16 protein-coding genes are annotated in these 21771 nt (G+C 46.6%); 10 read left to right on the plus strand and 6 right to left on the minus strand.

Translation table 11 applies throughout. From position 1 onward, the window contains the following. Window positions 1–214 precede the first annotated feature (214 nt). On the plus strand, window positions 215–3121 hold the full coding sequence (locus HGH92_RS23800) for a family 43 glycosylhydrolase (RefSeq protein WP_168873319.1): 2907 nt from the start codon (window positions 215–217) through the stop codon (window positions 3119–3121). Window positions 3122–3157: 36 nt separating this feature from the next. Further along, window positions 3158–4258, plus strand: coding sequence for an endo-1,4-beta-xylanase (locus HGH92_RS23805; protein WP_168873320.1), 1101 nt, complete (start codon window positions 3158–3160; stop codon window positions 4256–4258). Between the two features lie 20 nt (window positions 4259–4278). On the opposite strand, the gene HGH92_RS23810 is transcribed toward HGH92_RS23805, so the two are convergent. Both HGH92_RS23810 and HGH92_RS23815 read right to left on the minus strand, forming a co-directional pair. Next, window positions 4279–4848, minus strand: a complete 570-nt coding sequence (locus HGH92_RS23810; RefSeq protein WP_168873321.1) for a hypothetical protein — start codon at window positions 4846–4848, stop codon at window positions 4279–4281. 76 nt (window positions 4849–4924) lie between these two features. Continuing rightward, window positions 4925–5926 carry a 3-oxoacyl-ACP synthase III family protein gene (locus HGH92_RS23815; RefSeq protein WP_168873322.1) on the minus strand — a complete coding sequence of 334 codons (1002 nt, stop codon included), beginning with the start codon at window positions 5924–5926 and terminating at the stop codon, window positions 4925–4927. 203 nt (window positions 5927–6129) lie between these two features. Between HGH92_RS23815 and HGH92_RS23820 the strand changes: the two genes are divergently transcribed. Further along, window positions 6130–7578 (plus strand): hypothetical protein, encoded by a 1449-nt coding sequence (locus HGH92_RS23820; protein WP_168873323.1) that lies wholly within the window; start codon window positions 6130–6132, stop codon window positions 7576–7578. A gap of 3 nt (window positions 7579–7581) precedes the next feature. Here the strand turns inward: HGH92_RS23820 and HGH92_RS23825 are convergent, their stop codons facing one another. Then, window positions 7582–8163 carry a tunicamycin resistance protein gene (locus HGH92_RS23825; RefSeq protein WP_168873324.1) on the minus strand — a complete coding sequence of 194 codons (582 nt, stop codon included), beginning with the start codon at window positions 8161–8163 and terminating at the stop codon, window positions 7582–7584. Window positions 8164–8265: 102 nt separating this feature from the next. After that, complete coding sequence (locus tag HGH92_RS23830) at window positions 8266–9279, minus strand: terpene synthase family protein (RefSeq protein ID WP_168873325.1); 1014 nt, start codon at window positions 9277–9279, stop codon at window positions 8266–8268. Between the two features lie 397 nt (window positions 9280–9676). Here HGH92_RS23830 and HGH92_RS23835 point away from each other — a divergent pair, with 397 nt between their 5' ends. The 3 genes from HGH92_RS23835 to HGH92_RS23840 all read left to right on the plus strand — a co-directional run bounded on the left by HGH92_RS23835 (window position 9677) and on the right by HGH92_RS23840 (window position 12094). Further along, complete coding sequence (locus tag HGH92_RS23835; protein ID WP_168873326.1) at window positions 9677–10483, plus strand: hypothetical protein; 807 nt, start codon at window positions 9677–9679, stop codon at window positions 10481–10483. 101 nt (window positions 10484–10584) lie between these two features. After that, on the plus strand, window positions 10585–10716 hold the full coding sequence (locus tag HGH92_RS34075; protein ID WP_262888810.1) for a hypothetical protein: 132 nt from the start codon (window positions 10585–10587) through the stop codon (window positions 10714–10716). A 91-nt stretch (window positions 10717–10807) separates the two neighbouring features. Beyond that, window positions 10808–12094, plus strand: coding sequence for an MFS transporter (locus HGH92_RS23840; RefSeq protein WP_168873327.1), 1287 nt, complete (start codon window positions 10808–10810; stop codon window positions 12092–12094). A 201-nt stretch (window positions 12095–12295) separates the two neighbouring features. Here the strand turns inward: HGH92_RS23840 and HGH92_RS23845 are convergent, their stop codons facing one another. Together HGH92_RS23845 and HGH92_RS23850 are read right to left on the minus strand one after the other, a co-directional pair. Further along, the gene (locus tag HGH92_RS23845) at window positions 12296–14638 is read right to left on the minus strand and encodes a DUF262 domain-containing protein (RefSeq protein WP_168873328.1); all 2343 of its coding nucleotides are present in this window, start codon (window positions 14636–14638) and stop codon (window positions 12296–12298) included. Window positions 14639–14694: 56 nt separating this feature from the next. Beyond that, on the minus strand, window positions 14695–15333 hold the full coding sequence (locus tag HGH92_RS23850; protein WP_168873329.1) for an RNA polymerase sigma factor: 639 nt from the start codon (window positions 15331–15333) through the stop codon (window positions 14695–14697). 1168 nt (window positions 15334–16501) lie between these two features. Between HGH92_RS23850 and HGH92_RS23855 the strand changes: the two genes are divergently transcribed. The 4 genes from HGH92_RS23855 (at window position 16502) to HGH92_RS23870 (ending at window position 21698) form a co-directional block, all read left to right on the plus strand. After that, window positions 16502–17068, plus strand: a complete 567-nt coding sequence (locus tag HGH92_RS23855) for an RNA polymerase sigma factor (RefSeq protein WP_168873330.1) — start codon at window positions 16502–16504, stop codon at window positions 17066–17068. 58 nt (window positions 17069–17126) lie between these two features. After that, window positions 17127–18098, plus strand: coding sequence for a FecR family protein (locus HGH92_RS23860; RefSeq protein ID WP_168873331.1), 972 nt, complete (start codon window positions 17127–17129; stop codon window positions 18096–18098). An 84-nt stretch (window positions 18099–18182) separates the two neighbouring features. Further along, window positions 18183–20804, plus strand: coding sequence for a TonB-dependent receptor (locus HGH92_RS23865; RefSeq protein ID WP_168873332.1), 2622 nt, complete (start codon window positions 18183–18185; stop codon window positions 20802–20804). A gap of 3 nt (window positions 20805–20807) precedes the next feature. Continuing rightward, the gene (locus HGH92_RS23870; protein ID WP_168873333.1) at window positions 20808–21698 is read left to right on the plus strand and encodes a DUF4249 domain-containing protein; all 891 of its coding nucleotides are present in this window, start codon (window positions 20808–20810) and stop codon (window positions 21696–21698) included. The last annotated feature ends 73 nt before the right edge of the window (window positions 21699–21771 follow it).

Consider the following 21771-nt stretch of genomic DNA (forward strand, 5'->3'; position numbering starts at 1 on the left):
TTAAGTATTGTAATGAAATTTATAAACATTATGATACTAAATTGCCTTAATACATTGGTTTTGGACGATAATAATTGTATAAAAGACATTTTTTCCATCAATTTCAACAAATGTGCTATCGGGAAAGTACTGGCCCCTGTATTTTTGTCTTCTGACTGTTTTATCCGGAAGCAATCATGCATAGAATCTATATGACTGAATAATGTTTTTAAAGATGTATCAGAAATTCCTCGTTATAGCACTCCTTTTCTTTTGTAGTGCTTCGCTTTATGCGCAGCAGTCTGATAATGAAGACGGCACTTACACCAATCCGGTCATCTGGTCCGACTTCCCGGATAACGATGTAATCCGCGTGGGGGATACTTATTATATGGTAGCTACTACCATGTATTTTTTCCCCGGCGTGCCATTACTGCAGTCGAAAGATCTGGTGAACTGGACGTATGTTGCCAATGCCGTGACGCGGTTCAGGCAGCATCCGTTTTATGATTTTAAAGGCGGGAACAGGTATGGAAGAGGGCAGTGGGCCAGCAGTATCCGCTATCACAAGGGTAAGTTCTACATACTATTCATGACACTGGACGAAGGCGGGTTTTTATGCACCGCTGCCAGGGCGGAAGGGCCCTGGGAGGTGCAAAAGCTGGTGAGGCCCTACTATGACCCCGGATTGTTTTTTGATGAGGACGGGCGCATCTACGTCGCCCACGGTTATTCTAAACTGTCTGTGACAGAAGTGGATGCTAACCTTGCCCCCATTGGAAGAGACAGTATTGTGTTTGACAAGGTGCAACGGCCGGGGTTGGAGGGATCACATGTCTATAAGGAAAACGGATACTATTATATCTATGCAACCTATGGTGGTGGAGACGGTTACCAGGTTTGCCTCCGGTCAAAAAATATATACGGCCCCTATGAGGAAAAAACCGTGCTGAAAGATGATATGAACCTCTATGGTAAAGGTGTTCATCAGGGTGCGCTGGTCGAAACGCCCCAGGGGGAATGGTGGAGTATTATCTTTCAGGACAGGGGAGGGGTAGGAAGAGTGCCGACTTTGCAGCCGGTGCAGTGGATAGATGGCTGGCCTATCCCCGGAAAAAACGGAAGAGCGGTGGTGACCCATGTTAAACCACGTACAGAAGCCGTCGTTCCGGTAGAAATACTTCCCACCAGTGATGAGTTTGATGGCGATAAGCCTGGCATACAATGGGCCTGGAACCACAATCCTGATGACAGCGCCTGGTCTTTAATAAAACGGAAAGGTTATCTGCGGCTCACTACCGCCGGCATCGCCGCTGATTTGCTGCATGCGCGGAATTCACTCACACAACGGATGTTTGGCCCTTTCTCCGAAGCCACCGCAGCATTCGATATTAGCGGAATGAAAGCAGGTGATGTGGCGGGACTGGCTGTTTTGCAACTCCCCTATGCCTTTATCGGTGTCAGCGCCGGAGCGCCGGCAAAGTTTATTGTGATGGAGCATGCCGGCAGCAGGAAAGACAGTGTTGCCATAGGAAAGGAAAAACGGGTGTTCTTCAGGGCTTCCGTTAATACCATGAAAGATCAGGCCTACTTCAGTTATAGCTTCGATAACAGGACATATATCCCTCTGGGTGATACGCTGAATATGCAGTTCAACCTGAAAATGTTTACTGGTAACCGGTTTACGCTGTTTAATTATGCCACGCTTAAAAACGGAGGCTATGTTGATGTGGACTGGTTTCATATGGATACCCGGAAGGGAGCCCCTAACCTCTTTAAGGCGTCTTCCCGTATTGCTGCGGAAATGTATGATGACATTTACGGTGCACGTGTGGTCCCCGGAAACGATGGAGACGGACCGGGGCAGCAGGAGTTAGCCCATTTGACGGCCGGTTCATGGGTGCGGTTTAACCAGGTGGATTTTGACAAGGGATATCAATTCCTGTTGCTGCGGGTGGCGCCCCGCGGAGGGCGTATAAACGTGTATATCGATAATGATTCATTGAATCCCTATGCTACAGTGGCCGTGCCCGAAGAACCGCTGCTGAACTATACGACGGTCAGCGTGCCTGTGAAGCAGCTTGCCGGCAGGCACCGGCTGACGTTTGCATTTACGGGGGAAACTCCGTCCACCGCCCGTTTCAGCTGGTTTACCTTCGCCAATGACAAGCAGCAAACGTATACATCGCCCCCGCTGATATCACATATCTACACCGCTGACCCGTCTGCACATCTCTTCAACGGAAAAATATATATCTATCCTTCGCATGATACAGCCACCAATACGAAGGAAAGTGATAACGGAGACCATTTCCAGATGGCGGACTACCACATTTTTTCCATGGACTCCATCGGCGGGAAGGTAACAGACCATGGGATTGCGCTCCGGGTGCATGATGTGCCATGGGCTTCCAAACAGCTGTGGGCGCCGGATGCAGCATTTTCAAAAGGAATATATTATTTATATTTCCCGGCGAAGGATAAGGAAGGGGTATTCAGAATCGGCGTTGCTTCTTCCAGACAGCCGACTGGTCCTTTTGTGGCCGAAAAAGAACCGATTGCCGGAAGTTACAGCATCGACCCCTGTGTATTCAGGGACGATGATGGTTCTTTTTATTTGTACTTTGGCGGTATCTGGGGAGGACAACTGCAAAACTGGGATAATAACCGCTATGACGCCACTGCAACGCTGCGTAAAAAAAATGAAGTGGCTATTCTTCCCCGCGTGGCAAAACTCTCCCCGGACATGAAAAGCCTGGAAAGCGCTCCGTTGGCCGTAAAAATAACAGACAGCAACGGCCGGCTGTACAATGAGCAGGAGAACGACAAACGCTTTTTTGAAGCGGCCTGGATGCACAAGTACAATGGCAAATATTATTTCTCTTATTCAACCGGCGATACGCACAATATTGTTTATGCGATTGGAGACAGCCCATATGGTCCCTTCACTTATCAGGGGGTTATTCTGAAACCGGTTGACGGCTGGACCAACCATCATTCGATTGTCCAAATCGGGCATAAATGGTATTTGTTTTATCATGATACGCAGCTGTCGGGTAAAACACACCTGAGAAACGTCAAAGTAATGGAGCTGAAGTATAACAGCGATGGTACTATTCAAACGTTAAGCGCATTCAGATAACACCTTTCGTAAATAATTAATTGAACCAGGCAACATATGAAGTATATCCGCCACGTTATTATTGTTTTGCTGGCCGTCGCCATAAGTTTTTCCTGCGTGGCCTACCAGGCTCATTCTTTTGTTGCGCCGGGGGCACGGGGACTAAAAGACTATTACAGGGATTATTTTCCTATAGGCGTGGCCGTTTCAGCGCGTGCGCTGCATACAGAGGAAGCCGGACTGGTGGTCCGGCAATTCAACAGCATTACCCCGGAGAATGCTATGAAGATGGGCGTAATTCATCCGGGGGAGCAGCTGTACAACTGGAAGGATGCTGATTCTATCGCAGCTTTTGCCCGCCGTAACGGAATGAAGCTCAGGGGGCATACCCTGGTCTGGCATAATCAGGCCCCGGGATGGATTTTTAAGGATGCCGGCGGACAACAGGTGTCCAAAGACGTATTATTACAACGCCTGAAAGAACATATTACCACTGTTGTAAAGAGATATAAAGGCGTCGTATATGCCTGGGACGTGGCCAATGAAGTGATCAGTGACCGTAAGGATGAGTTTTACCGGAATTCATTGTGGTACCAGATCTGTGGCGAAGAATACATTGAAAAAGCATTTCAGTGGGCCCATGAAGCAGACCCTGATGCGTTGTTGTTTTATAATGACTACAATGAGATAAACACCGTAAAACGGGAAAAAATTATCCGTATGCTCAATGGCCTTGTCAGCAAAGGAGTGCCGGTCCACGGCGTGGGATTGCAGGCGCATTGGGCCGTAAATGAGCCATCGGCGGAGCAGCTGGATAAAACGATGGCAGATTTTGCAAAACTGGGACTGAAAATACAGATTACTGAATTTGATGTTTCCGTGTATCCCAAGGAACATGAGATGAGGGAACGGGAAGCGGGCGACAGCGCCACGGCGTTTACCGCAGCAAAGGAGCTACAACAGCTGGAGCAGTACCGCCGGTGTTTTGCATCTTTTCGCAAGTATCGCGATGTGCTGACAGGTGTAACGTTTTGGAATATCTCCGACCGGTATAGCTGGCTGGACAACTTTCCGGTGCGTGGCAGAAAAGATTATCCATTGCTGTTCGACAAGGAGTTGCAACCCAAGAAAGCGTTTTGGTCAGTCGTTAAATTTTGAAATCAACCGATGGCGTCCTGTCACCTCTTGTAAATAAACCCTTCCTTCGACTCCATGCCAATAAAAAACATCTCGAAGGAAGGGTGCAGGTTAGGTAAAACGTGCAGTTGCCCGATGGCATACTGCAGCACCTCCTGCTGAAGCGGGAAGATCTCGTACCAGCATTTCCTTTGCGTATAAAACTCGAAATTTTTCGGGATGGAGGTGTTTTTTATACTGGCGATGCGGGGGAAAGCATATTTATCCGGTTCATCGTAATTACGTGGTATGTTATTCATATCCGGTATCCGGTCTCTTTTGGTCAGTTTCCCTTGTTCGAGTTTTTGGCGGTACCGCTTTTCTAAAGCCGCAAACAGGTTTTTCCTGTATTGTCCGCTGGTGTCAAAATCATCGAAAGAGACGGTTGTTTCCATTTTATAGATGTCGGTTGCAATACAACAGGTGTACAACGCCGTAGCGGGATGCTGGCTGATCTTATGAAACCCTTGGTCAATGGCGCTTTTCAACTCTGCTGTATAACCCTCTTTATCGAACTGCTCCAGATAGGGTATAATTTCTTCGGGATACAAACGTCCGTTAAATATTTGCATTAGCGGGGATTTTTATCTTATATTTTGGGTGCAAAGATAGTAAAGAATAAACTCCGGCGTGACATACCGGACAATACTAGCCCTGACCATCATATCCCCAGATCATATACAATGCTCCCCAGGTGAACCCGGCGCCGAAAGCGGCAAGCAGCAGGCGGTCCCCTTTTTTCAGCTGTGACTCGTAATCCCACAGGCACAGGGGAATTGTACCGGAAGTGGTGTTGCCGTAGCGGTCAACGTTCCGCATTATTTTTTCAGTAGGAAAAGACAGCACTTCTGCCGTGCGGTCAATGATCCGCTGATTAGCCTGATGGGGCACCAGCCAGGTGATGTCCTGTGCTGACAGGTCGTTTTTCACCATTGTATTGGTAATGGATTCCGTGAGGCGTAATACTGCATAATCGAAGATAGCTTTGCCGTCCATGTAGAGATAATGTTCCTGGTTGTTGACCGTGGCTGCAGAGGACGGCCAGCGCGAACCTCCGGCTTTCACATACAGCAGGTCGGCGCCGCTGCCGTCTGTACGAAGGAAACAGTGCTGTATTCCGCTGTCGGGAGGCCCGGGCTCCAGTAACACACCCCCTCCGCCATCGGCGAAAAGGCAGGAGGTGATGCGGTCCTGGCCGCCGATAATACTGCTCATTTTATCTGCTCCCAGTACCAGCACGTAGCGGTATATGTTCTGTTCTATATACCGGGAGGCAATATCCAGGGCAGAGAGAAAACCGCTGCACGCGCCGTTGATATCGATAGCCCAGGCTTTGCTGGCGCCGATTTCACGGGCAACAATATTGCTGGTGGAAGGCGTGATCATATCCGGCGTGGCCGTGGCCAGTACAATGGCATCCAGTTCTGATGGCTGTATGCCGCGTTTACGGCAGATTTCAAGGGCTGCCTGCACGCATATGGCAGAAGTGCCGACGCCTTCCTCCCGGATATACCGCCGCTCGTTAACGCCAAGATATTTAAGAATCCACCCGGACGGGATATTCATTTTTTGTTCCAATTCTTCGTTGTAAACGATGTGAGGCGGGACGTATCCGCCGACTGCTGTGACAACCGCATTGCACTTTTTCATAGTCAGGTTTTTTAAGATAGTAAAAAGGGGTAACAATTAGTATATCTAACAAAATGGATAGTGGACAGTAACTTGTTCAAAGTTATCAACAGCTGCTGAAGTAGCACGGCATATTTCAACTGCTGTCTAAAGTGCATGGAGGGGCTATAGCTTCGTAAGACGCCTGTTGTTTCCCTATTTTTTTATGTCTAATATTTGTAACCATGTCTCCTGAAAAGTATCCGTTGTCCGCGCTTGCGCAGGAATTATCCGCTCTCAGAAACAAGGACAGTTATCACCCGGATATGGATGCAGCTGCTGTGTTCAGCCGGTATTCCCCGGGGAGTTTACAGCAGCTGATGCAGGGGATGTCAGATATCACTGCTTCTTTTTATGGTTTGCTGCTACAGCAGGCAGTTGTGCTGAACGGACCTGATATGGCGGAAGCCCTTTCTTCTTCACTGATATATACACTGGGCAAAAACAAAGCCGCGAGAATAATCGACGCATATCCTTTGCTGGAGCGCGATCCCAGAGGTGCTATCGAAATTATTATCGCTGCCATCTTTACCGCCAGCCCCGAATTTAATTTCGAGGTCAATAGCTACTCGGCGGCTGAAGTGGTTTTCACTATCCGCGGAACAGACCGTTATCATCGGATCAGTCAGCAGCTGCAAATAACCCATCTCCTGAAATGGCCGGTGATACTGCCGTTCCTGGAAGGGATACGGGATGTGGCCGCACCGGGGTGGAAGGTAGCAACACTTGCGTCTGCGGTAGATGAAAACAGCAATTGTGACTATGTATTCAGGATATACCAGGAGGTGGTTGTTCCGGCGGGGGATATTCAAACAGGCATGCGGCCTCCCTTTTTCCAGTTGCCCGCTACCGCTCTGGTGACCAGGGGGAAATACCTGGAGGTAGACCTGGGGCCTGCCAGTAATTTTCAGGGTGTTCAATTTGTGGTAATGATCCGGCAATGCCTGTCGGCGGAAGGATGGAACGCCTGCCGCCTGTACGCTGAAGGGACAGACCAGTATATGCTGGCAGAGCGGTTCAGGTGCATGCGCAGTGGCAACTTTTTGGCAGATACGTCTTTAAAAGTGGTGCTTCATACACTGGAAATCAGTAAAAGAAAGCGAAAGAGTGTTATCCGTATTTTGGATGATGCGGGAGATATGGTCTACCAGGTGCTTTACGATTATTATATGTGGAATGAAACAGACTTCAAGAGTAAGTTTGCTTCCCTCAAAAGTACCGGAAGACCGGCACACAACGAATTGGTGCCCCTGCCTGTTATCAGCCGTGTCTCTTTTGAGAATGCCTGGCATTATGAGTCCAGGTTATCTCCTGTCGATGAAATACATTGCCTCGGCCATTTCGAGGGATATCCCTGCGTGCCGGCGTTATTCCTGTTCCGGTTATTACACCTGGAAGCAGAAAAATGGATAAAGGACGTGCTGGGAGAACTGCCTGAAACCAGGCTGGTGGTAGATGGCGTTGCTGTCCATCCCGCACGTATTATGCCCGTGGGTGTGCCTTATGATATTACAACCACCGTGCATCAGCTGTCGGATAATATACTGCAGTTTGTATATGACGTTACGCAGGTGGATGATCCTGGTGCCAGGTTTGGCTGCGTGGTATTGGATATTATGTTACAGCGGTTATAAGCCTTACCTGATATTTTTCAGGGTTGTTCTTATCCGGTTTATGCCTTTTAAAACCCCCTTTAGTCTTCCTGTTGAAAGTGTCAGCTGAACGTTGTCCGCTATTAATTCCACTACTTCGTCGATGCTGTGTTTATCGGTATCAATATGCATATTGTATTTGGGTTTTATCAGCGCAGACAAACACCTGTCCACTTGTTTGAAATTCCAGGCGTTTTTGTCGCCCCGTCTTGTTAACCGTTTTTCTATGGTCTCCTTGCCGGCCATCAATGAAAAATGCCTGACATCTGCTCCCTGACGTCTCAGGCCACCGATAATAAAATCAAAGATCTCATCGTTGACAATTGTCATAGGGACGATGGTGATGACCTGCTTTTCTTCGCAATAGATCAGGTTCTCCAATACCTGTCTGCGCCAGAGCGGCAAATATTGGAAGTCATCGTATTCTTTGGCCCGTGGCAGATTCTCTCGCAGAAAATATCCTACCTTTTCGGGATCAAATAAAAATCCGTTGTCGATTCTTCGACAAAGCTCATAGCTGGTATGTGTTTTACCAACTCCGAATGCGCCATTAATCCAGATGATCATTATTTTTTTTATCTAAAATGAGCGGTCACTGCATCAACAGCAATATACGAATGATCTGATAAAGTAGCTAGAGGCAATGGACCGAAGAGATCGCCCCAACGCCTAAGATTTCTTACTGGCGTACTCTCCCTCCACATACCCGCCGTTCACATAGCGGGACACATCGTTGACATGCCATGCATAAACACCTGCTACCATGATGCCCAGGTCCTGTACGTAGTCGTGTACAGTGCCTTGCAGTTCCCCGAAAGACGGCAGGTGCTGATGTAACAGCCTGAATTCATCCAGGTAGCTGTCATGGATCTTCAGCGCCTCCATGTAGGCTTCATGGAGCGGTATGTTGTGTTCATGCTGTATCACTTTTACCAGGTTCATGGTGTCTCCTTCCCGATGCAGTTCCTTGGGCAGTGAAATAAAATCATTATGCATACCTATCATCCAGGAGCAGAGATCGTGGAGGCGTAGGATATGTGGATGTTCCAGTACGTCGTCCGGTAGCTCACGATAGTTTTTCTGCATGGCCACATATTTGCAATACGGAAGTCCTCCGCTGGTATGCAGCCTGATAACCAGATAAACAGGCAGTGGCGGCGTCGTATTGGTCCTGTAATATGTTCTCTCCTCTGTATAGCCAACGAATACATTGTGTATAGCGGATATGTATTTGCGGTAGTGCCGGTCCGGTACGCATTTAATGGCATCTTGCCGCAGCACCCAAAACTGGTGAAATATTCCCATGTCGGCGGGCTCACTAATATCTTCCCCCGATAGGATATTCTTGATACGGTTCGTTACCATTTGCATTTCATGGTGCGAACAACGGTCGAAATAATCATCCATCATGGCGCCATTGGCTGTATAGTTGGCAAGCGGGCGTAATTCTGCAAGGGTGTTCAGGAACGGACATCCCCGGGCGGCGATATCCACCAGGTTATGCTGTTTGTGCTTTTTCCGGGCGGCTTCGCTATGAAAGGTATACTCTCTGTCAATCCAATCATAATATTCCTGTCGTTGTTGTTGGAAGTCCGGGTGAATAAAATCCGGAAATGGATACCTGGGTTTAGGCAAATGCTGTAGCCCGGCATAAAACTGCTTTTCTGAAAGGGTTTGGGACATGGTTAAAGATTAAAAATGGTTACTGTTGAGTTCTGTCGAAGATAATACGTGTATAAAAAACGATCGTTGTGTTGGTATTAAAAATAGTGTTTTATTGAAATCACAGCAAATTTCTTACGGGTAAAATTGGCGTGCATGGGGAGTTACGGGCTGTGCCGCAGGTATCGAAGGGCGTTTTTTCCTGTCGTTTTTATCACCTGCATGAATTTCAGCAAAACGCTGTCGCTGTAGTCAGAATAGCAGGTTGGGCAAAGAAAACATCTGTCTTTGCGAAGAATGTGGTGAAGTTGCCAGTCAGAGACCGCTAACTTCGTTTAGCCGTGTTGCATAGTTACCCGATAGGATTCAGGTGTGTTGGAATATTGTTGCTTAATTCATCACAAAAAAAATATCCCCCATGAAAATGTATCTGCTCATTCCAGTGGCCGTACTGGCACTGTTTTCCTGTAGTAAACCTGCTGAAATGCAAATCCAACAGAAAGCCGGCGTGGCCGTCCGGACAGCATTAGCCGGGCATACCGGCACAAGCCTTCTTTCAGGCGCAGCGGTAACGGATCTTTATGTAAACTATATTTACTCTACCGGTTACGGGGTGGCTACCGTGCATTTCACTAATAATACCGCCAGTACCGAACTTTTTACGATACAATTAAAAAGCAGTTCGTCCGGATCATCGCTCCTGGGCTGGCAGACGGTAAATGTGGGCGCCGGTTCGAATATATCTGTCAGTTTCGACGTGCCGTTGATAACCAGCGGTACGCTTACGGCCACGGTAATGGAAGACACTAACAGCTTTTCCGCCAGTTGTGGCATTTATAACGCCACCACCAGCCCGGCCAATCCTACCTATCGGGCGACCGCCCTGTCATCAAATCCGGTGCTAACGTTAAAGTATGATTATGATCCGATCAGTATGTTCAGGTATTATACACCGGAACTTGTATGGACTTCATTCTCCAACGTTAATCCTAATGTGCCGGAAACGATTTATGCAGCCATTAAATACTCCCCTCATAACGGGAGCTGCCTTTATCCCCAGTCCGCATCGAACCTTGTACAAAACAACAAGATTATTTTTAACCCGGTAAGCGATCAGGACTATTCATGTAAACCTTCGTATGTAGACTATGTATGGGACCGGAAACCTTTTAATCCGGATACTGTAAGTACCGCCAGATGGATACGTGTTGACTTTCCCTGGTAGAAGCCAGTAGTCGGTTGCATGGTTAAGTATAGGCGTGTTTGAAAAAAATGAAAATAAAAATGGTCCCGCTATGTAAAAGGAAAAACTTTTACTATACTTGTATGGAAGAATTTGCCAGGTATATAGACGCCCGAATTGAATGGAAAAACACATGCACGCTGCCGGACCGGTCATTTGGCCGTTGCCGGCGGGCCCTTGAACTGGAAACAGACAATCAGTCCAATAAAGAATGAAGTAGCGCAATATTCCCTGCCGACAGCAATAGATACGCTTTCCACGTTATGACGATTTTATTACCATTTACCACGATAAAACACACTTAACATGCAACCAAATATTCATCGCGGCCAGCTTTTCATGGCCAGTTGTTTCGCGCTACTTGTTACTTCACTGTCATTTGGTATCCGTGCAGGGCTACTGGATACCTGGGGGACCGAATTTAACCTGAGTAAAAGTGAACTTGGCATCATTTCCGCTTCCGCTTTCTGGGGTTTCCCGCTGGCGGTAATTATCGGAGGGATGGTGGTAGACATTATCGGGATGAAGAAGCTGCTGGTGACTGCATTTGTATTTCACCTGCTGGGAATTCTGCTTACTATTGTAGCTGGCGGCTACTGGACGCTTTTCCTGTCCACGCTGTTTATCGGTGTGGCCAACGGTACCGTGGAAGCAGCCTGTAATCCGCTGGTGGCGGCTATTTATCCGGATAATAAAACAACGAAGCTGAATCATTTTCACCTTTGGTTTCCGGGTGGGATAGTGATCGGAACACTGGTGGTACTGGCGTTTAATAAAATGGGCCTTGGATGGAAGGTGCAGGTGGCCACTATGCTTATTCCCACGCTTATTTACGGATATCTTTTCTCCAGGTTGAAATTCCCGGTTACCGAACGTATTGCGGCAGGTGTTTCTACCGGCGATATGTACAGGTCTTTATTAAATCCGCTTTTTATCTTTATGATGGTATGTATGTTTGGTACAGCCATCACAGAATTATTTACCAATCAATGGATCGATGTATTACTGAGAAATGTGACCAGCAATGCCATTCTAATTCTTACACTTACTACCGGTGTGATGGTAATAGGACGGGGACTGGCCGAGCCGGTGGTACACCGGTTGTCTCCGCAGGGCGTGTTGTTGTTGTCATCTGTTTTTGCTGCGCTGGGCATCTATTTGCTGGGGCATACCAGTGGTAATATGATTTTTGTGGGTGCGCTGATATTTGGGGTGGGCGTATGTTATTTCTGGCCTACCATGCTGGGGTTTGTATCGGAGAATCTGCCACGTACCGGTGCTGTAGGGTTGAACTTCATGGGAGGAGCAGGTATGTTTGCCGTATCCGTGTACATGATGTTCATTGGTGGTCATTATGATACATTGCTGGCGCAGAAACTGCCGGCAGGAGCTGATCTGAAACTGTATAACGAAGCGCCTCCCGGTTCCGCCATGGCATCCGCGTTGACTGAGGCAAAGAAAGCTGCCGGACCTGAAATATTAAATACCACCATGATCATTCCGGTTATACTGATAATCGCTTTCACAGGACTGGTGGTATATATGAGAGGGAGGAAAAAAGACCAGCAACTAAGCCCTGTCGGTGCTGTCTGATGTTTTAAGCCAACAGAATATTATACAACATAAATAAAAAGAGGGCGTCTCAAAAAGTAAATGAGACGCCCTCTTTCTTTTGAATATATAGGCTGCGGTTAAGATTACTTTCTAAAAGACTGTGTTTTTCATTCCATTTAGTCGGGACATTTTTGGGAGGTCCTGCTGATGGGTAATTAAAGCAGTAAGTCTTTTGGGGTGCTAAACCAACAATGATTGACTGTTCTGAGTAGCATTCGGACCGCTCTGTACAGAGGACCAGGTCTCTTTGATCACTTTCTCAATTTTTTCGGCGGAATCATAACTTCTTAGTGCCGAGAATATCTTAGTGATCCGATAAAGCACCGCTGTCTTCGATTCCCGGATGTAATCGACCGGTATGCCTTTTAAGATGACCCACAACAAATAGAAGTTCATTGATATTCTTGCACTTTTGGTTTGATGAATGATCTCGTCAAGCCTTCGGGCACTGAATACTTCAGATGATTTCCCATTTGATTTTCCGATCAATAGTCTCACTTTCTCAACAAATTCGGCTTCAAAGCAATTTAAGGACAATAGGAATTCAGCTTTAAAAGCCCTGCTTTCCAGTAGCTGGGTAATATTAGCCTTGTTTTTTAATTTGGCGATAGCTGCGGAGCCACGTTTTCCAATATCCAGCACATCCTTGATGTTTTTCATATTGGCATCCCCTAAGTTCACGTAGTGCAGATAACCCAGGCTTGTGATAAGTTCTTCATTGAGCATTCTTTTGTCGTCCTTTCTCAGATATAGCCACGTGTTTCGCTCATAGATGTCTTTGATGGCGTCAACGATATCATGATCAACGTATGCATTCCAGAATTCAAAAGTGTGTTCCTTTATAGGCATCGGCTTGTGGTTGATGCGTTTGAACAACTCTTCAGGAAGGAAGTGTTTATTGTTTTCTTCTTTGATCTCTATTACCTCCAGATCATAGTTGGTTAGTCGGGATTGATCTTCAGGAGAAAGCTGACTGAACTTTTTGCCGTGCAGATGGGGTGTTAGGCTGGTACGGAGGTTAAGAGAAAAACGATCTTTTTTCGAGCGGACCATTTTCCCGTGCTCATCAGCATATTTTTCTCCCAGGAAACCGATAATCGTCAGCAGCCGCTGCTGACCGTCAATAACTTCTGCTGTGCCATCTGTTCTCAGGTAGATGTATAGCGGATGTATTTTCACGCCCAGTAACATACTTTCTATTAATGATGATGCTTTGGAGATATTCATTACTTCATTTCGTTGATAGGGAGGTTTTAATTTGAATTTTCCTCTTTTAATCCTGTCGAGCATATCGCTGACAGACGAAGAAGTAGGGTCCATTTTAGAAAAATGCTCCTGCTCTTTGCCAGGCGTGAAACGTTCTTCTAAGTATTTTTGCATCTTCTCTTTATGCTCAACAACGAAAGTTTCATCGCTTTTCAGATATCTGACAAAGGATATGTCCAGCTGGGAAGTGAAAAATGCAGCGGCGGTACTATATCTCTTCATAATCCTTTGTGTATGGTTGTTGCGTTCTGTGTGATAGTTCTGCGTTTGTTTTCCAATGTGTTGTACCAGCCGCTCTTTAAAGGAAGGACTATTGAACTCAGCGGGATTTATATTCTCCTTTTCGCATACGGATAAAGCCCAGAATAGACATTCATGTACCAATCCGTTCGTTTGGTAGCCTAATTCGTGTAGTCTGGTTTTAATAGTGGTGAGATAATTACATTTTTCCCGGAATTGGCCAAAAATCAGTGGAATCTGTGACTTGTTGCCTTTGTTGACAGTATTAAAGGACAGGTAGTCATAATACATATTCACTACATCTTCGCGGTCGTGAATGAACTTGTTGATAGGAATGTGTTGTAATACCAGCATCTGCCTGATATGCTGCATGATGGTTTCCCGTTTTTTGCTTCTATGATCAAATAATGCTGCTACCTCGTTATATAACTCAGGATATTTTTCAAACTGTGTTTTAAAATAGATGTTGATTTCATCCTGGATATACTGGGCTTTAAATACTTCTTCCTTCTTCAAAGGAGAGATACCTAAGTTATAGCGCTTAAATATTTCCCTTTTAATGATTTCCTCTTCATAATTGCTGATAGCTGCTTCGCTGGCTGCTGTTATCTGAATTAGCCGTAGTGAGGCACTGAGGATGCGTTCCTGAAGTTTTTCATCCAGTTGTGAGAATTTTTTGCCTGCCAGGTTCCATAACTTATCCAGCCCATGTGGTTTCAGGGAAAAACCATTTTTGATATAACGCTCAATGGATTCGCAGCGCTGCCTGCCGTCGATGACTTCCCAGTTTTTACCCTTAATATATATCACAATGGGAGGAATTTCTCCATGTACTAGAATGGTCTCGATAAGATAGGTTGCTTTTACGTCGGTCCATACATATTTGCGTTGGTAGGAAGGTTTATAATTCAGGATATGGAATTGGTCAGTATTGACCTGGAACACATTGCGTACAGACCTTAGTTTATTGTGAATGATGATATTTTTAAAGAGATCGGAGATTGGACGTACTTCCATGTTGTTTTTTTTAATGTTTGTTAAACTGAAAATTAGGGTTCATAGGATAGTACAAATTAGTGTTTGCGGGCGTCCCTGATGCATTGTTCCGCTGCGAGGTATTCCTTCATCACTTTTGTTATTGTAATATTCAGTTCCTCTGATATCTGATGAAAAGTGTATCCTTTTTCATAATACAGCTTCATGATCATGATCTGCAACGGCGTGAGGAATTTTTCGTAGTAGGCTATGTTTGACGCATACTGGTAATTAGCTTGTTGGGACGCTTTTTTTAAACGCTCGATGTATGGGCTCAGTTTTTTTATAAGCCGCTTTTCTTCCCGGTTAATGAACTGGCGCGTATATCCGGTTATTGTAACAATCTCTGCATAACTGTAGCATTCCAGCATTAATTTGATCAGTTTTCCTTCTTTTGGATGCAGATATTCCTGGGCTTTCCAGATAAGGTCCAGATTTTCCTCATCAGTCAATTGTCTTTCGCGGTGGGCCGCTTCTTCTTGTGGGTCAAAGATGGCTAACGAAATGCCCTGTTCCTGGAAACTTTCTAAAGAGAGAGGACGGTTTTTCCCCTTTACACTGTAGGTTAAACAATCCCATTTTACACGTTTACACAGGTAGTTTTTAATATGTTCTATATTTTCCATCATGCTCCGCCGGTTCCAGATGAGATTAAAGGCGTCTTGAATGATGGTCATAATCTCGAATTCATCTGATATAATGGTACGGGCACAACTAAATACGGTGTTGTACAGAAGATTATAGATATAGTTCATTCCTTTCTGGTTGCCTTCTCTAAATAATCGAAAGTATTCATGGGCATGGAAGTCCCCTCCCGAGGACCGATATGTGTTCTCTGGCATTTTTGTCGGTTTTTTCCGGTTTAAATGTTGTGGATTCTCAGTAACGTAGCCTGTTTCATTGTATTTGACATTGGTTGAACTGTCAATTGTCAGAATAGTGCTACAGTGTTCAAATTAGTAGTGGATGTTTCAGATTGTCATTTGGTGGACGTTTAACAGGTTAATAAACTTGCGAGGTGCAAGTAACGATTTTCGTAGATAGGATTTGTTAACAAGATCTAAACGCGAAGGATTTTTTTTAAGTTTTCATTTAAGTGTTCGGTATAGTTGTGGTGGTTGGATAGGTATTTCATGTGGGTTGGTATTCGTTTTGTGTTGCTGATGTTTTTTAATTGTTTGATAATGAATCGATTATATTTTATTTATTAAAAGGTTCGTCGACGCTTGGGTACTTTTTTTTTGCTTTTTTCTGAGCTCAGATACATCAAATCTTATCGTTTTGCCAGGCGGTTGTTGTTCCTGACTTTTAAAAAAAGGTATTCTGAGTTACACGTCGGTCATGTCCTGATTTCCGGTATTCGTGTTCAATGTCCTTCCCTGTTGGGGTACAAGATTACCTTTACTCCCGCGTTTCACCGCTGTCATTGGCACGATAAAAATGAATGAGAAATTTTTTTCACCCGCATAGTACTACCGGAATTTGACAGTTGTCTATTAAGCAACGGGACAACATTCATCTCCCGAATGCGGGAATGTTGACCGATGTATTAGCTCAATAAAGCTGCCAGGAAGGCGGCGCCGGAAACCATGTTTATCAATCAGCGTTATCAAGCGTCCACGCCTGAATGTATGTAGTAAAAACAGGTAAGATGCCAATGTGTGCTTTTTCCGCTCTTATATTCAGGAGAAGTGTTTTTGGAATTAAGGCCGCAGTTTTTTTGTAAGATACCCACCGGAATTCTTTCCGGTGGGTTTTTCTGTATATCCGTAGACGTTATACAAGATAATTATTACCTCTTTTCTAAATAACAAACTACCTTCGCGCCTGATTTTGCCCATTTACATGTCAACATCTATCCTCAAAGACACAACGGATACCGAATTATGGCAGCTGGCCCGTCAGGACAGTCTGCCCGCTTATGGAGAATTATATGAACGCTATTGGGAAACCCTGTATGAAACCGCCTATTGGCGGCTGTACGACAAAGACGCTGCAAAAGATATTGTACAGGAAGTATTTATTTACTGTTGGCAGAAAAGAGAACAGATCCATATCACCGAATCGGTGGAAGCCTATTTTCGCACGGCCGTAAAGTTTAAGGTGCTCAACCACCTCAAATCAGAACAGGCAAGAGATAAATACAGTCAACTGGCGGGGCGGGAAATACCGGAGATCACGCATGCCACAGAGGAGACACTGGCAGGCGCTGACCTGGAGGCCAGTTACCGCCGGGAGTTGCAACGGTTACCCGATAAGATGCGGCAGGTATTTATCGAGAGCCGCGACCACGGGCTGTCTGTCCGCGAAATAGCTGAAAAGCACGGCCTGTCGGAACAAACAGTTAAAAACCAGCTTTCATCCGCGCTAAAGAAACTAAGAGAAGGACTGGGTAATTTCTTTTTGGAATAATTTTTTTCATCGGCATAGTACTACCGGAACCTGACAATTGTCTATTAAACAACAGCATATGAGCCTCCCTGATAAATCACTCATCGATCGATTGCTTGAAAAGCATGCACTGGGTATCTGTACCGAGGAAGAGCGTGCTGTACTCGACAGGTGGTATGCGTCCTTTCCGGCCGAAGGGCGTGTATTTGAAGACGAAGCGGAGCGAAAGGCGACGCGGGAACTGATGAAGGCAGGGATCTTTGAGATAATCGGTGCAGCGGAGGCGGTGCCGGAGAGGAAGCCGTTGCGGCGGCTGTACTGGCAGATAGCGGCGGCCATACTGCTGTTGATTGCCATCGGCGACCTTTTTTATGTCCTGCGGGGCAAGCCGGAGCCGATGAGCTATACAGAAATAGTTGCTCCGGCCGGTAAAAATGTGCTGCATGTTTCATTGCCTGACGGCTCTGCCATGTGGCTGGAGCCAGGCTCCAGGCTGCGTTACGCGGACGCTTTCGGCAAAAAAAGCCGTGACGTGCAGATACTGGACGGCCTCGCCTATTTCTCGGTGGCGCCAGGTGTATCAGCACCGTTCATGGTCAGCACTCCTGCTGGCATACGAACGACAGTGCTGGGCACGGAGTTCAGTGTGAAAGCATATCAGGAAACAAGGTATGTACAGGTGAGCGTTCGCTCGGGAAAGGTACAGGTGGCGGACAGCACTACAATGCTGGGCGTACTGGAAGCCGGCCAGCAGATCGTATATCAATTGGGAACGCATACGGCTACACGGACGGACGGCCCGGTAGACGACTGGAGGAATGGCGACCTGACATTACTGAACGCTTCCTTTGCGGAAGTGGCCCGCATCCTCCAAAATCATTACGGGGTACAGGTTTCCTATGACACGGCCATGATGGCCAACTATCGTTTTAACCTGCGGATTGCCGCCCACACACCATTACAGGAAACATTCGGGATGCTAAATGACCTGAGTGGTATGACCTACACGCTTAGTAAAGACCGTATAACCGTTACCGGTATACAACAATAATCATTCAGTAACTGCATTTGCTCCACCTGTGCAAAGCTGCCCTGAAGGCAGCAGGGGAGAGCTGTGTTTGTCAAAAATCGATGAATGCGACATTTTTTAACCGTTCTGTTCTTAGTCTGCGGACTGGCAGCTGCCGGTCAGCAAAACGATGCCAGGTTCAGTATCAGCATCCCGGCCACTACGCTGGAAGGGGCGCTGAAAATACTGGAACAGCAAACCGGCGTACAAATATCCTATGAATACACAAGAGTACAGGGAATAACCATTAAAGCACACAGCTTTAAAGAGGCGCCACTGGAAACGATGCTTACCTACCTGTTGAAAGGAACATCCCTCACTTTCAAAAGACGGGGAGGCCAGATCATTGTCGGACCGGCAGTGAAGGCGGTCCATACGCTTAGCGGATACGTTGAAGATGCCGCGTCCGGCGAAAGACTGATCGGCGTATCGTTAGTGGCGCCTCAATTTGAAGCAGGCACAGTTACCAATGGTTATGGGTTCTACAGCCTTACCTTGCCGGCAGACACTGTCAGGATTCAGCTGTCATACCTTGGATATCAGCGCCTCGACACATTCGTGACCATGGAAAACACCAGGAGTTTCTCCTTCCGCCTAAAGACACTCAGCAGCCAGCTGGGGGAAGTGACTATCCGGGGTGTGGGGACAGACAATATCGTGTCCTCTTCCCAGATGAGCCGTGTGAATATATCGGCATCACTGGTTCAGTCAGCGCCCCGCCTTCTCGGGGAGCCGGACCTGTTCAAAACCCTCCAGCTGATGCCTGGTGTTAAACAAGGCACCGAAGCTACCAGCGCTTTGCTGGTACGTGGCGGCACTCCTGACCAAAACCTTATTTTGCTCGATGGCGCACCCTTGTACAACCCCGTACACCTGATGGGCTTATTCTCCAACTTCAACACCAGTGTACTGAAAGATGTGACCCTTTACAAAGGGGCATTCCCGGCGCGCTACGGCGGCAGGCTGTCCTCAGTGGTGGACATCTCCACAAAGGATGGAGACATGCACCAACTACACGGAAATTTTTCTGTGGGGCTGCTTTCAGCGCAGGCGATGCTGGAGGGGCCCATCAAAAAGGAGAAGACAACTTTTGTGGTATCTGTCCGCAGATCATACCCTGACATCGCCGCCGGAATATACCTGAACAACCAAAAAGAGCTCAGTGATCCGGGTAAATTCAAACTGAACTTTTATGATGTGAACGCCAAACTTCATCATAAATTTTCGGACAAAGACAAATTATACTTCAGCTTCTATGGCGGCCGTGATAAGATGGCGACAAAGGTGGATTTCAATAGTGTGAACGCTCTCAACTATTATGTGTCTAACACCAGCATACACTGGGGCAACTATACGGGCACCATCCGGTGGAACCATGTGTACTCGCCGAAGTTGTTTTCCAATGTGATGCTGATGGGAAGCGATTATCGTTTTCAGTCGCGCTTTGACCAGGTGGGGGAGGCAGCGTCCACCAAATTTACAGATCACCAGAAATTGAATTCCGGTATCCGGGACCTGGGCGGCAGAATAGATTTAGACTATCAGTTAAACCCCGCGCACACCATCAAAGCGGGAGCGCAGGTGATGTACCGCGTTTTTACACCGGGCGTACTGGAATCAAGGCAAACTGAAAATGACGAGGTGCTGGCAGATTCTTCCAACAATAACCACGGCATCTATGCACTGGAAATGAACCTTTATGCGGAAGATGACTGGGAAGTATCTAAAAGGCTGAAGGTGAATGCGGGGTTACATGTGAGTGGATTTAACGTGCAGGGTCGCCACTATCGGTCTGTACAGCCCCGGCTGAGCGCCCGCTACCTGTTGCCCGGAGACTGGGCGCTGAAGGCTTCATATACCCGGATGACCCAGTACATACATTTGCTGGCTTACAATTCCATATCCCTGCCGGCAGATCTCTGGGTGCCTGCTACCGACAAGGTGAAGCCCCAGGATGCTGACCAGTACGCACTGGGCGTTACGCATTTTCTGTTTGGCGGGAAGTTTGAATTTTCGGCAGAAGCTTATTACAAATACATGCACAACGTAATTGAGTACAAGGAAGGGGCCAATTATCTGACGGCTGCTAAAGGCGATACCTGGGAACAGCATGTGACAGCCGGCGAAGGAAAATCATACGGAATGGAACTGCTGCTGCAAAAGAAAACCGGCAAGCTGACCGGGTGGGTGGGATATACGCTGGCATGGGCCAACCGCCGGCTTCCGGAGGTAAACTTCGGCAGGCAGTTTCCCTATAAATACGATCGCCGGCATGACTTTCACATCGTAGCGATTTACAGGCTGCGTAAAGGTATAGAGTTGTCCGGCTCCTGGACTTATCAGAGTGCTGCTCCTTTTACCATCCCGCTGACGTCCTATTTTGGTATCACGGACCCCGTTTCCAGCACAGGGAACTGGGGTACCTCCCGCCACATCGACTATGTAAGTGCACGTAACAATACGCGTATACAGGCATATCACCGTTTGGACCTGGGCGTTAGTTTTATCAAATACAAAAAAAACGGACTTGTACGGACATGGAATGTAAGTTTGTTAAATGCCTATAACCGGTTTAATCCGTTCTTCTACTATGTGGAGAGTTTTGACAGAAGGCAACCTAAAGTAACCCTGAATGCGGTTTCCCTGGTGCCTGTTCTTCCCAGTGTTTCATATGAGCTGAAATTTTAGATCATGAAAATAAGACTAATGCTGTTGTTGGCAGCGGTAGCCGGCAGCTGTAGTAAAAAGGTGACAATAACTATCCCGGACGAGGGTAATAAACTGGTGATGAATCTGCTGATGGCTAAGGACAGCCTGATCACCGCTCAAATATTGATGTCGAAATATATTGAGATCAGGAACGCACCTGACCCCTCGGGAAGCATACAGACAATAAGCAATGCAAGGGTGTTCTTGTACGAAAACGATGTCTTTAAGGAAACCATGACGATGCATAAACAGGGAAATTATGCGTATTATCTAAGTACTTTCGGCGCGAAACCCGGCTTTAAATATTTTGTTAGGGCCGAACTTCCCGACGCTCCCGACATTCCGGCTGTAGAAGGTGCTGACGCGATACCATTGCCGGTTGCTGTAGGTGAAATGAGCGTAAAAAAAATATCTGATAATCAACGGGAGGCTAAAGCGAATGTGAGCTTTGAAATACGGGGCGATCCGGGAATAAAGAACTATTACCGTGTCAGAATATACGAACACCTAAACCACGACGATGTTGGTACTGACAAATCACTGCTCCAGTTGCCCATCCAGTCTTCCGACCCATCTGACGTAATGTTTGGAAAAAAAGAACGACAGGAAGTATTCATAGATGACCAGTTTTTGGACGGTCGCAGGCGCCGCCTGAGTTTTATCGCTACCAGCTGGCTCGGCTTTAAAAACCCGGTTGTTATTGAAGTGACAACTTTAACCTACGCCAGTTACAACTATTTGTACAGTTCCATGATGGCAGAAGAAAAAAATGACAATATATTATCGGAGAAAGTAATTGTATTCAACAATGTCCTTTACGGTCTTGGCATCGTTGGAGGAATGTCGATAAACCGATATCCTGTTGAATATTAAAGATGCTCTACAGTCTTTCGTTCAGATTTTTTTGAACGCCTGAAGACGCGTTTTTATTGGAAACCCGCCCGGA

Origin of the sequence: Chitinophaga varians, assembly GCF_012641275.1 — a bacterium.
GTDB classification, from domain to species: Bacteria; Bacteroidota; Bacteroidia; order Chitinophagales; family Chitinophagaceae; genus Chitinophaga; species Chitinophaga varians_A.